Origin of the sequence: Vampirovibrio chlorellavorus (assembly GCF_003149375.1) — a bacterium.
In the GTDB taxonomy this organism is placed as follows: domain Bacteria; phylum Cyanobacteriota; class Vampirovibrionia; order Vampirovibrionales; family Vampirovibrionaceae; genus Vampirovibrio; species Vampirovibrio chlorellavorus_B.
In genome coordinates, this window is record NZ_QFWH01000001.1 from 110,743 (window position 1) to 123,003 (window position 12,261).

Annotated in this window: 10 protein-coding genes; 3 read left to right on the forward strand and 7 right to left on the reverse strand. The window is 54.2% G+C overall.

Features of this window, described 5'->3' with window-relative positions; genetic code table 11:
- Positions 1–392: 392 nt before the first annotated feature.
- Together serA and DF283_RS00605 are read right to left on the reverse strand one after the other, a co-directional pair.
- Positions 393–1,994, reverse strand: a complete 1,602-nt coding sequence (gene serA / locus DF283_RS00600; RefSeq protein ID WP_303672642.1) for a phosphoglycerate dehydrogenase — start codon at positions 1,992–1,994, stop codon at positions 393–395.
- Complete coding sequence (locus DF283_RS00605; protein ID WP_303672643.1) at positions 1,987–3,177, reverse strand: pyridoxal-phosphate-dependent aminotransferase family protein; 1,191 nt, start codon at positions 3,175–3,177, stop codon at positions 1,987–1,989. Before DF283_RS00605 ends, serA begins: the two co-directional genes overlap by 8 nt.
- 226 nt (positions 3,178–3,403) lie before the next feature.
- Here DF283_RS00605 and DF283_RS00610 point away from each other — a divergent pair, with 226 nt between their 5' ends.
- Positions 3,404–4,570: a cytidine/deoxycytidylate deaminase family protein gene (locus tag DF283_RS00610; RefSeq protein WP_303672644.1), complete on the forward strand. Its 1,167-nt coding sequence runs from the start codon at positions 3,404–3,406 to the stop codon at positions 4,568–4,570.
- A 136-nt stretch (positions 4,571–4,706) separates the two neighbouring features.
- On the opposite strand, the gene fusA is transcribed toward DF283_RS00610, so the two are convergent.
- From fusA to DF283_RS00635, 5 genes are all read right to left on the reverse strand, one after another.
- A complete protein-coding gene (fusA, locus tag DF283_RS00615) occupies positions 4,707–6,803 on the reverse strand; it encodes an elongation factor G (protein ID WP_303672645.1) in 2,097 nt (698 codons plus the stop codon).
- Between the two features lie 131 nt (positions 6,804–6,934).
- The gene (gene rpsG / locus DF283_RS00620) at positions 6,935–7,405 is read right to left on the reverse strand and encodes a 30S ribosomal protein S7 (RefSeq protein WP_303672646.1); all 471 of its coding nucleotides are present in this window, start codon (positions 7,403–7,405) and stop codon (positions 6,935–6,937) included.
- A 40-nt stretch (positions 7,406–7,445) separates the two neighbouring features.
- Positions 7,446–7,838, reverse strand: a complete 393-nt coding sequence (rpsL, locus tag DF283_RS00625) for a 30S ribosomal protein S12 (protein ID WP_303672647.1) — start codon at positions 7,836–7,838, stop codon at positions 7,446–7,448.
- A 390-nt stretch (positions 7,839–8,228) separates the two neighbouring features.
- On the reverse strand, positions 8,229–8,951 hold the full coding sequence (locus DF283_RS00630) for a response regulator transcription factor (RefSeq protein ID WP_303672648.1): 723 nt from the start codon (positions 8,949–8,951) through the stop codon (positions 8,229–8,231).
- Between the two features lie 25 nt (positions 8,952–8,976).
- Complete coding sequence (locus tag DF283_RS00635; protein WP_303672649.1) at positions 8,977–10,230, reverse strand: S1C family serine protease; 1,254 nt, start codon at positions 10,228–10,230, stop codon at positions 8,977–8,979.
- 229 nt (positions 10,231–10,459) lie between these two features.
- On the opposite strand from DF283_RS00635, the gene DF283_RS00640 reads away from it, so the two are divergent.
- The gene (locus DF283_RS00640; RefSeq protein ID WP_303672650.1) at positions 10,460–11,377 is read left to right on the forward strand and encodes a UbiA-like polyprenyltransferase; all 918 of its coding nucleotides are present in this window, start codon (positions 10,460–10,462) and stop codon (positions 11,375–11,377) included.
- A gap of 59 nt (positions 11,378–11,436) precedes the next feature.
- On the forward strand, positions 11,437–12,261 hold the full coding sequence (locus tag DF283_RS00645; RefSeq protein WP_303672651.1) for an MlaE family ABC transporter permease: 825 nt from the start codon (positions 11,437–11,439) through the stop codon (positions 12,259–12,261).

Genomic DNA, 12,261 nt, shown 5'->3' on the forward strand with positions numbered 1-12,261 from the left:
TTAGGCAAAAAAAAAGCTGACTTGTGAAAAGCCAGCGATTTCGAACACTTGAAGTCACATAGGGGTAGGAGTGTGAGTGTAAGTAGGATTACCTTACTCTAATAAAAACAATACAAAAGATATAATTGCCTTATACGTTGTCACGCATTCATAAATCTTTAAAGTGACAGGCTAGGCTGATACGGGTCAGCACCTTGGCTCAACATTTTCCTGAAGAAAAAAAGAAGTCACCTCAATGAAATCGAGGTGACATTACGTCTTATGACACAATAGGGATGGGAGTGGAAGTTTCTATATTAATAAAAACAAAATATTAAGCAGAATTGCTAAGCTCCGTTCCTTTGTGCCGGGTAAGCGTCTCCAGAATGTTGCCCCATGCAGATGCAGTGGGCCTATAAACTGATGGCCAGACTGTCGTAAATGCCTTCAAGTTGCCGAATTTGGCTGAGCAGTGCTTCGGACGGGGCATTATCCAGATTGAAGACCATGATGGATTCTCCGCCCGCTTCAGGGCCACTGCGGGCCACCTGCAAAGCGCTGATGTTGATGCCAGTAGCTCCCAAGACGGTCGCCACCTGCGCAATCATCCCCGGACGGTCATGGTGCGGGGTGATCAGCACATGAGGGGTGGCTTTCAGGGCCATTTGGTAGCCGTCCATATCCACAATGCGGAAAATCTCATCCGAAATAAGCGTTCCGGCCACCGTGTAAGTGCGATCTTCGGTTACCATCTTCACTTCCAGCAAGTTCAGGTAGTTGCCGGCGTTTTTGGTGGTGGCCGTTTTGACCTGAATCCCACTTTCCTCGGCAATGCTGGGGGCGTTGACGTAGTTTACCCCCTCTTTGGCGGTGGATAACAGCCCCTTTAACACGGCCAGACTCAAGGGCTCGATAGCATGCTTGCCCAAATCGCCTTTGGCTGTGATTTCAATGGCCTGCGCTGCCCCCTGGGCCCGCTGTCGGATAAAATTCCCAAGCACTTCAGCCATGGGCATATAGTGCTTGATGGGGTCCAGCAGCTCTTGCCGCAGCAGCGGAATATTGACCGCGCTTTTGGCAAAACCGTGAGCAAAAAAGTCCTTGATCTGCTGGGCCACGTCCAAAGCCACATTGACCTGGGCTTCCTCGGTGCTGGCCCCCAAGTGCGGCGTGAGGACCAGCTTATAGGCGTGATCGCCCAACTGAAAGAGCGGGCCGTTCATATCCGGCGGCTCCTGCTCGAACACATCCAAAGCGGCCCCAGCCACCTGACCGGTCCTGATGGCCTCCGCAAGATCGGCTTCATTAATGATACCGCCCCGAGCGCAATTGACGATTCGCACGCCGGGCTTGCAGCGGGCAAAGGTGTCCCGGTTAAACAGATTCTGGGTGTCCTTGGTCTTGGGGGCGTGGATGGTAATGAAATCCGATTTTTCGATGATGTCATCAATACTGACCACCTGTACACCCAGCTCTTCCGCCATGGCTTTGGAGAGGAACGGATCGAAGACGTTGACCTTCATCCCCATGGCCAGACAGGCTTTGGCCACCCGGCGACCGATTTTCCCCAGACCCACCACGCCCAGGGTTTTGCCGTAAACTTCGACGCCGACCAGTTTGTTGCGAATCCACTGCCCGCTTTTCAAGGAAGCGTCGCCTTGTGGAATGTGCCGGACCAGGGCCATCAGCATGCCGATGGTATGCTCGGAAGCGGCAACGGTATTGCCTTCCGGGGAGTTGATGACGATGACGCCCTGCTTGGTGGCCGTGGTCACATCCACGTTATCGGTGCCCACGCCAGCCCGGCCCACAATGCGCAAACGCTGGGCCCGGGCTAACACATCGGCGGATACGGTGGAGGCGCTGCGAATCATCAGGCCATCCACGGTTGCAATCTTTGCTAGTAATTCTTCATGGCTGAGTTTGGGCTCAAAAATTACCTCGCAGCTCTCCGCCAGAATGTCTTTGGCCTTGGGGTTGATGTTATCGGTAATCAGGACAACGGGTTTAGGCATGGGTCACCGCCTGTTTCAGTTCAACCGACGCTTCGGCGGCTTGTAGGGCAGCAGCCACCCCTGTCCCCGGGGAAACAGAATGGCCCAAGCCCAGCAATACCGCCTCCAGCGCGGACAACGTGGTCAACACCTCCCGCTCGGAGACATGCCCCAAATGACCGATGCGCATGATTTTGCCTTTCAGCTCCTTCTGACCATCGGCGATAACAATGCCGAAACGCTTTTTGAGCCCGGCCCGGATGGCATCGACCGTGAGTCCGGCAGGCGGCAGGAACGAGGTAACCGAGGGGCTGGCCAGTGCCGGATCAGAAACAAACAGGGACAGTCCCAACGCCTGAACACCGGCTCGGGTCATCCGGCTCAGGCGAGCGTGCCGCTGGATGATGTTTGCCAGCCCTTCCTCCTGCATCAGGGTCAGGGCCACATCCAGACCCAGAATTTGCGGGGTGGCCGGGGTATAAGGTGTGGTGCTTTCCAGTTGGGCCTTTTGGTAACGGGTGAAATTAAAGTAATAGCCGGGTTGATGGCATTGCTGGTGCGCTTTCCAGGCCCGATCGCTCAGGCCCAGAAAAGACAGCCCCGGCGGCAACATAAAACCCTTTTGGCTGCCCGAAACAGCAATATCCACATCCCAGTCATCCAGCGAAAAATGGGTCGCGCCCAGACTGGTAATGGTATCCACAATGGTCAGGGCCTCGGGATGGGTTTGACGACTGATCGCCACCAACTCCCGGATGGGGCTGAGGACCCCGGTAGAAGTTTCGCTATGATTCAGCAAAATCGCTTTGTAGTCCGTACTCCGGCGGGCCTCCAGATATTCCTGCAGCATGGCGGGAGTATGCGCTTCACCCGGAGGAACATCCAGCGTTTCCACCTGCAAGCCCAGGGTCTTGGCGATTTCGGCCCAGCGATGGCTAAATACGCCATTCACCAGCGCCAACACTCGATCCCCCGGGTTCAGGGTATTGGACATCGAGGCTTCCATGGCCCCGGTGCCACTGGCTGTATAAAGAAACACCTGATTTTTAGACCCGAAAATCCATTGCAAACTGGGGAAAACACGCTTCAGCACCTCTTTGAATTCGGCGCTGCGATGCCCAATGGCCGGACGACTCATCATCTCACGTACCGGCTCCGGAAGTGGGGTCGGTCCGGGGATCATCAACAATTCAGCTTTTTTCATGGCTTCCCTTCCAAAAAATTATCGGTGACAAGCAAACCCACACCATCGGTCGTTGGCTCAGAGCAGATACAAATGATATCGAGATCTACAGCATGCTTGTGTTACGCTCATTCTAATTCAAACATTCCAGTCGCACAGCGCCAACGTTCTCTCATCAATGTTCTGTAACCCGCAATCCTACCTTGCCATTACCCCCACCCACCGGCCTCCTTTTTGAGAATAAATCATGATTTTGCCATCTTTCAACGTGCCTTTGATTTCAACACCCCTTCCACTACCACAACGACCTGCCCGCAAGGCTCACACCCATGCTTCCTTCAAATTTCAGGGGAACGGCAGCGATGCCAACGCGGTGGACACCGTTGAATTTTCAGCAGGCCCTCAGGCCTCTCGCCCTGAATCGCATCAGCAGCATCTGGAACGGCTGCAACGCCACGCCCAAACGGCGGCCCGACTGGCCCCGAACTATTCCGGCAGGCATTACGCCGCGCTGGTCAAACTGGCCGATGGCACCGAGGGCATAAGCGCCAACGTGGAAGCCAGTCGCCAGTTGACCCTGTGCGATTTGCGTCTGGCCATTGGGGCCGCCCAAAATCAGTGGATTCAAAAACAAAGTCAGCATCAGCAAGGGCCCACTTCGCTGCCCCCGGTGAAAACGATTTATCTGGTGAGCGCCAACCTGAAAGACGATCACCCCATCCCCTGCGCGGATTGCCAGGAGTGGCTGGCCAGTCCCATCTGCCCGCCGGACACGTCGGTCATCAGCCTGGAAAAAAATGCCGCAGGGCAGCCTCCCATCATGCGCCAGCGCTCTGTCCGGGAAATGTTGCCGCTTTACAAGGGACGCACAATCCTTTCCAAAACCAATCGGCCCATGGCGGATTTACCGGTCACCTTCAGCACATTGGCAAATACCCACCCCCCGGATCAGTATCCGTCCCTGTCCCCAAAAGCCGCCCGAGATCTGATGGATCAGGCCCAGAACGCCTACCTTGCCAACCGGTCTTTGGCCCGGGATTCCAGAGTGCCGACCGGTGTGGCCATGTTGCTCTACCCTTCAGGACGATTAATTACCGGGGCTCGGGTGGATTGGTCCACTCGCTGGCATGTCCCCGCTGATTTGGCAACAGTGGCCGCTGGGCTGACCCGAAAGAGCCCGGAAGCGCCTGCCGATGAGAATGGGCCAAGCCCAAAACCGGAAAAAATTCAGGCGGTGGCCTATTATGGGGATGATACCCAGCTCCCCCCCATCACCAGCTTGGGGCGAATTGCCCGTAACCGGGGCTCTGCGGAAACCCGTATTTTGACCATTGAGGACGACACCCTTCAGGTGCGCACCATCAAGGATTTTTTGCCGGAACTGTACCGGGACGGAAAAGGCAAGACAAACTGAGTTCGAGCGCGCGCCCTGCTTGTAGGCGAGTAAACAGGCTGCCTTCTAGTGCAGGTGTCATTCACTATCTGCTTTCATCATAAAAAGACCGGGAAGCATATTCCCGGTCTTTTCAGGTATTTAGCCGTTTACCAATCTAGTTGGCGGCGGCAGCCTGCCCTCTGAACTTGGCGATCAGAGGTTCGGCGATGTTGTTCGGCATGGGCTCGTAGTGAGCGAATTCCATTGCGAAGGTACCACGGCCCTGGGTTTTGCTGCGGATGTCGGTAGCGTAACCGAACATCTCAGCCAGAGGCACCATGGAGCGAATTTTTTGGGTACCGGTGCCCGGAATGGGCTCCATCCCTTCAATCCGGCCACGACGGCTGGACAAGTCACCAATGACATCGCCCATGAAGTCCTCGGGCACTTCAACGTCCACCTTCATCACAGGCTCCAGCAATTGCGGACCCGCTTTGGGAACGCCCGCTTTAGCGGCCATAGAACCGGCGATTTTAAAGGCCATCTCGTTGGAGTCCACATCGTGGTAGCTACCATCGAACAGGGTGGCTTTCACGTCGATCACTTCAAAACCAGCGATTACGCCGCCTTGCAGGGCTTCTTCAATCCCTTTGGAGGCAGGGCCCACGTATTCTCTGGGAACGGTACCGCCCACAATCTTATTTTCGAAGACGAAGCCGGTGCCACGCTCTTGGGGCTCCAGACGGATCCAGACGTGACCGTATTGACCACGACCACCGGACTGACGGACGTATTTGCCTTCCACTTCCACGGTTTTGGTAATGGTTTCACGGTAGGCCACCTGCGGTTTACCGACGTTGGCTTCCACCTTGAATTCACGCAACAGACGGTCCACGATGATTTCCAGGTGAAGCTCGCCCATCCCGGCGATAACGGTTTGACCGGTTTCCTGATCAACACGTACCCGGAAGGTGGGATCTTCCTCGGCCAGCTTGGACATGGAGTTGCCCAGCTTTTCCTGGTCAGCCTTGGTTTTGGGCTCAATGGCAACTTCAATTACCGGATCGGGAATGTGAATCGACTCCAGAATAACCGGTGCGTTCTCAGCGCACAACGTGTCGCCGGTGGTGGTGTCTTTCAAGCCCACTACCGCGCAAATGTCGCCCGCGCGGATTTCATCGATCTCTTTACGATCATCGGCTTCCATCTGAACCAGACGGCTGATGCGCTCTTTTTTGCCCTTAGTGGCGTTAGAAACATAGCTACCGGATTGCAGCACACCGCTGTAGACCCGGCAGAACGTCAAACGACCCACATAAGGATCGGTCATAATTTTAAACGCCAGTGCGGCAAACGGTTCGTCATCGCTGCTCTTGCGCTCAGCGTCACTGCCATCCAGGTTTTTACCCTGAATGCTGGGAACGTCGATGGGGGAAGGCAGGTAGTCGATGACGGCATCCAGCAACAACTGGACACCCTTGTTCTTGAAAGCGGTACCGCAGACCACAGGCACGATTTTTACGTCGCAAACTGCTTTACGCAGGGCTTTTTTCAATTCTTCGACGGAAATTTCTTCGCCACCCAGGTATTTTTCCATCAAGACGTCATCATGTTCCACGATGGCCTCTACCAAACTTTCACGGGCAGCTGCGGCTTGGTCGGCGTAATCGGCGGGGATTTCAGTGACTTCAATGTCGGTTCCCAAATCGTTTTTATAGATATGGGCTTTCATTTCGATCAGATCGATGATGCCGGTCATTTGGTCTTCAGCGCCGATGGGCAACTGAATGGGATGGGCATTGGCACCCAGACGACCGGTGATCTGGCCGACTACCCGCTCAAAGTTGGCGCCGGTACGGTCCATTTTATTCACAAACACCATGCGGGGAACCTTGTAGCGATCCGCTTGACGCCACACGGTTTCGGACTGGGACTGGACGCCACCCACGGCGCAGAATACGGCAACCACGCCGTCCAGTACCCGCAAGGAACGTTCTACTTCAATGGTGAAGTCTACGTGGCCAGGGGTGTCGATGATATTGATCTGGTGATTTTTCCAACTGGAGGTAATGGCGGCGGAAGTGATGGTAATGCCACGCTCCCGTTCTTGCTCCATCCAGTCGGTTACAGCTGTTCCTTCGTGAACTTCACCAATTTTGTGGACTTTACCGGTGTAGTATAAAATCCGCTCGGTGGTGGTGGTTTTACCAGCGTCGATGTGCGCGGCAATCCCGATGTTGCGGACTTTTTCGAGTTGAATTTTTCTGGCCACGGTTTAAAACCTCTTTTTCATTAAAAAACTTTGGATTCAAGGACTTGGATCAATTGAGAGAACAGGGATGTAAAAACGGTGAAAAACCGAGTGACACCTGTCGGAGACAAGTGCCACTCGGTACATTGGATTTAGAAGCGGTAGTGGGCAAAGGCCTTGTTGGCTTCGGCCATTTTATGGGTTTCTTCCCGCTTTTTGACGGTAGCGCCAGTACCACGGTAAATGTCCAGAAGCTCGGCAGCCAGCTTTTCGGTCATGGAGCGACCTTTACGCTTTCTGGCGTATTCAATCAACCAGCGGGAGCCAATGGCCAACCCTTCATCTTCACGAACTTCGATGGGCACCTGGTACGTAGAACCTCCCACCCGGCGAGCTTTTACCCGAACCAGCGGCTTGGCTTTGCGCAAGGACTTGCGGAATACATCGATCCCTTTATCGTCGGTCTTGCCTTCCAGCAGCTCGATCGCATCGTAGAAAATACGCTCAGCGACGCTTTTCTTGCCCTTCATCATGAGGCGGTTGATAAATTTGGCCACTTCCACATCGTTGTAAATGGAATCAGGCATTGGGATGCGTTTTTTCGGTTTCGAGCGACGCGACATAAACGGAAAACTCCTTGCTTCTTACTTCTGAATGCTATTGCTATTTCTTGCCTTTGGCAGCGGGCTGATTTTTCTTGGCGCCGTATTTGCTGCGGGATTGCTTGCGATCCTTTACGCCAGCGAAATCCAGGGTGCCACGTACCGTGTGGTAGCGAACACCGGGTAAATCCTTAACCCGACCACCGCGAATAAGGATCACGGAGTGTTCTTGCAGGTTGTGGCCAACGCCGGGGATGTAGGTGGTTACTTCAAACCCGTTAGTCAAACGCACACGAGCGACCTTGCGCAAAGCAGAGTTCGGTTTTTTTGGAGTGGTGGTGTAAACACGGGTGCAAACGCCACGCTTTTGGGGGTTGGACGCCAAAGCGGGGGACTTGGTTTTGCGTTTGAACTTGGTCCGTTCTTTCCGAACGAGCTGTGCGATTGTGGGCAAGGGATGACCTCCTGAAATGGTTTATTGAATGACTAAATCTGCATTGGGTATACGCTTTTGCTCCGAAAGCGATTGCCGAATCCTTGGAAGGCGTTTGCGGGAAGGCATTGGCGATACCGCAATATGCTGGGGCGCTTCGTGAGGTTGACCAGAGTGACCACTACTTTTTTTTGACTCCAAATCGAAGGATTTAAAATCAAACCATGGGACTGGCACTTTCGTGGATGATCACTGTAGCCAAAGCAAAAATCAATGTCAACTTGTGCGGCGGAAGCCAAGGAAGATCGAAGTTACGGACAACAGGGGAGAAAACGTTTGCCGTGTGGCATTCTCACCGAGCTAAAACAACTTATAACAAGATAGGCAATGCCTTTTGAAGGAAACAAACACCTACTTGCTTTTGTTTTTGAGCAATCCTTCCGGGATAAGGCGGTAGCCTCCCCCGTAGATGGTCTCCACATAGCTTTTTCCACCGGAAACCTTGTCCAGCTTACTCCGCAGGTGCCGAACATGCACCCGAATGGTCTCCACGTCATCATCGGGAGAATAGCCCCAGACATCTTGCAGCAGCTTACTGAGGGAAATGGCCTGATGGTGATTTTGCACCAGACAATTCAGGATTTCAAACTCCGTGGGGGTCAATTTGGCAATGCTGTGCTGGATTTTAACTTCCAGGTTTTCCGGAATCAGGGTGATATCACCCACAGACAGGATTTCCGTGGCGGTGGCCGACTTGGGCAATTGACCGCTGCGACGGAGCAAGGCCCGCACCCGCACTTGCAGCTCTGGCAGCTCAAAGGGCTTTACCAGATAGTCATCGGCTCCCACATCAAAGCCTTTGACCTTGTCCTCCACCACGCCCAGGGCCGTCAACATCAGCACCGGGATATGTTCGGTGGCCGGATTTTTACGCACCCGCTGGCACACCGTGTAGCCGTCCGCGTTGGGCATCATCACATCCAGAATAATCAGGTCTGGCAGCTCTTGCTGAATAAGGGCGTAGCCTTCCACACCGTCGTTAGCGGTTAAAACCCGATGCTTTTGCAGCTCCAGATTGACTTTAATAAGAGTCTGGATGGCCAAATCGTCATCCACCACAATAATTTTAGCCATGGGCGTTCCTTGTTAAACGTGAGGGTTAGCGGGGCCGTTCTGCCAGTTTGACGCTTAAACTGAGCGGTGTTCCATTGCGATTGATCTTAAGGCTCAGCGTATCGCCGGGACGCTTGGACTCCACGTAGTTCATGAAGCGATCGGCACTTTCAGCCGGTTTGCCATCGTAAGCCACAATGATGTCCCCGCCCACCGGAATCTGGCGGTTCCCAACAACCAGCACCTGATTGGCCGCCTTCAGGCCCGCTTGAGCCGCTGGCCCGTTGGGCACAAGCCGGGTGACCAACAAGCCCCTGGAGACTGGGAGTTGTAGCGCTTTTGCCATGTAAGGGTTGATTTCCATGCCCACTTCCACGCCCAGAAAAGGACAAATGACCCGGCCATAGGCAATCAGGTCTTCGGCGATGCGCCGGGCGGTATTGGCGGGAACGGCAAAGCCGATGCCCGCATTGCTGCCTGAGGGGCTGAAAATGGCTGTATTAATGCCAATCAGCTGCCCGGAACTATTGAGCAACGGCCCCCCTGAATTGCCAGGGTTAATGGCGGCGTCCGTCTGAATAATCCCTTCAATCAGGCGACCATTGGGCGCCTTGAGGGTTCGCCCAAGACTGCTGATCACCCCGGTGGTCAGGGTGCTGTTCAGGCCAAAGGGGTTGCCAATGGCGTACACATTCTGCCCCACCTCCAGATGATCGGAATTGCCCATTTGAATGGTGGGCAGCTTGACAGCGCCCGGATCGATCTTGATCAGGGCCACATCCTTACTCAAATCGCCGCCAATCAGTTTGGCCTTGAAGACTTTACCGTCCAGCAGGGTCACTTCCAGTTGCTGGGCATCTTCCACCACGTGCCCGTTGGTCAGGATGTAGCCGTCCGGGGTGATGATCATCCCGGAACCCGACCCTTTCTCCGGGATGATGTTGGAAAACATGTCCAGGGACAACACGGTGCTACTGATATTGACCACCGCAGGGCTGGTGTTGCGGTAAATATTGATGTTGATTTTTTCATCGGGGGTTAATGTCGCGGCCTCCGGGGCGGCCAGAACAGGGGCAGTTCCTGTGGGAGCGCTGGCGTGATCTCCCCACGGCCATTGCCACACACAGCTCATCAGGGTGCTGAGTACGGTAACCCCAAAAGAAAACGCCACCAGCTTCCCCAGTTTGATCAGATTGAATTGCCAACCAACGTGCTTGAAGTGATTGGCCCGTTCCGAAGCGGACGAAGCGGTCAGGGATTCAGAGGCATCAGAAGGGGTGGGCTGTTCAGGATGGCGCATGGGCTATAATCTCTTTTAACTCTGCTTTAACGCTGCCTTTTAACGTTTTTGTTTCAGCTTTTTTGTTTTCGTTCTTGTGTTTTAGTTCTGCGTTTTTTAACCGGCAATTTTTAAACTTTCACTTGGTTTCGTGATTTAGGAATGGCTTTCTTTTCAAGCAGGCTACATTTATGCGTCAATAGTTACCAGTCAGCATTTTACATCAAGCAATCAGGAAATGGTGCTGCTTATGGCAAGCGGTCTTTCAAAGTCCACACTTGGGGCTCGTTTGGCGGAATACGCCGAACTGGTCAAGTTTGAGCATACCGTATTTGCCTTGCCCTTTGCCTTGTCCGCCATGCTCTTGGCGGTGCCCGATTCCCAATGGCCTTCCCCCTGGACGGTTTTATGGGTGGTGCTGTGCATGGTGGGTGGCCGCACTTACGCCATGGGCCTGAATCGGTTGATTGACGCCCCTATTGATGGCCAGAATCCACGCACCCAAAACCGTTCCATTCCGGCCGGGCGGGTAAAAGCACGGGAGGCGTGGCTGTTGGTTTTTGCCTCCGCCCTCCTGTTCATAGGCGCGGCCTGGCAACTACCGCTGATTTGTCGCCTGTTGCTGCCAGTGGCTTTCGCCATTTTGACCCTTTACTCCTATATGAAGCTATTTTCGCCCCTGGCCCATTTGGTCTTGGGGGTGGCCTTGGGCTCTTCAGCGGTAGGAGGCTGGCTGGCGGTGACCGGGGCCCTTGCCTGGCAACCTGTGGTGTTCGGCTTTGCGGTGGTTTTTTGGGTGGCTGGCTTTGATGTGATATACGCCTGTCAGGATTACGAGTTTGATAAAGAGGCCGGGTTGAAAAGCATCCCGGTGGCCTTGGGATTGACCGGAGCCTTGCGCCTGAGCCGGATTTTTCACAGCTTAACGGTGGCCTTACTGGTTGGTTTCGCCCTGGGCTATGCGGTGGGGCCACTATTCTGGGTGGCCATTGCCTTGACTGCCGGTATGTTGATCTACGAACATCGCCTGATTCGCGGGGACGCCCAAAATCCGATTCGGCTGGAGAAGGTCAATGAGGCCTTTTTCACCATCAACGGGCGAATCAGCATGGCGGTTTTTGCGCTGGTATTACTGGATAAGTGGATCTCCGGGCTGACAGGGCCCTGAACCGGAAGGACAGGCCGGGTCGCTCTGCTGATTCGACGGGGAAAACACGCTAAAATAGAATGATGACCAAACCTCAGCCAGAAAAACTCCGATTATTTCCGTTCACCCGTCGCGCCTTAACGGCGATGGGTCGAGAGTGGAGCGTGTTTCTGGACACCCTGGGCACGGCCGTTTACAACGCCCGGGAAATTGGCGGATTCTTCCTCACCGGACGGTTTGGCTTCAAGCAGTTTGTACAGCAGCTGGCCTTTGTGGGCATCGATACCATTGGGATTTCCCTGATTATGGTGGTTTTCTCCGGGATGGTTATTTCTCTGCAAATTTCCAAGGAAATGGTTCGCCAAGGCGCGGCGGACTATGTGGGCGCTTTGGTTTCTCTGGCCATGATTCGGGAATTGGCCCCCATTATGACCTCCTTTTCCGTGATCGCCATGGCCGGTTCCGCTTACGCCGCCGAGTTAAGCACCATGCAGATTACCAACCAGGTCAGTGCCCTCCGGGTGTTGCACGTCAATCCCATCCGCTATCTGGTGATGCCCCGGGTGCTGGCGGGTATTGTGGCCCTGCCGCTCATGACGGTGATTACCGCGGTGGCCGGTATTGCGGGCGGCATGATCATCGCCAGTCTGGTGGCCGATTTGAGTTATGGCAAGTATCTGGATTCGGTCTGGCATCAGATTGAATTGCGGGATATTATCGCCATGATGCTGAAATCGTCTGTTTTTGGCTTTATTGTTTTCTCCATGGCCACCACCATTGGCATCAACACCACGGGAGGCTCCCGCGAAGTGGGAGTGGCCACCACCCGGGCTGTGGTATGGTCATTTGTATTAATGGCCATTTTCGATTATGTCCTGACCTTTTTAATTTATGGAACCAAATAA

Excerpts from the sequence above, each read along its gene's own strand:
- serA (WP_303672642.1), bottom strand. The coding sequence starts at position 1,994 with ATGCCTAAACCCGTTGTCCTGATTACCGATAACATCAACCCCAAGGCC.
- DF283_RS00605 (WP_303672643.1), bottom strand. The coding sequence starts at position 3,177 with ATGAAAAAAGCTGAATTGTTGATGATCCCCGGACCGACCCCACTTCCG.
- DF283_RS00610 (WP_303672644.1), top strand. The coding sequence starts at position 3,404 with ATGATTTTGCCATCTTTCAACGTGCCTTTGATTTCAACACCCCTTCCA.
- rpsG (WP_303672646.1), bottom strand. The coding sequence starts at position 7,405 with ATGTCGCGTCGCTCGAAACCGAAAAAACGCATCCCAATGCCTGATTCC.
- DF283_RS00630 (WP_303672648.1), bottom strand. The coding sequence starts at position 8,951 with ATGGCTAAAATTATTGTGGTGGATGACGATTTGGCCATCCAGACTCTT.
- DF283_RS00635 (WP_303672649.1), bottom strand. The coding sequence starts at position 10,230 with ATGCGCCATCCTGAACAGCCCACCCCTTCTGATGCCTCTGAATCCCTG.
- DF283_RS00640 (WP_303672650.1), top strand. The coding sequence starts at position 10,460 with ATGGCAAGCGGTCTTTCAAAGTCCACACTTGGGGCTCGTTTGGCGGAA.
- DF283_RS00645 (WP_303672651.1), top strand. The coding sequence starts at position 11,437 with ATGATGACCAAACCTCAGCCAGAAAAACTCCGATTATTTCCGTTCACC.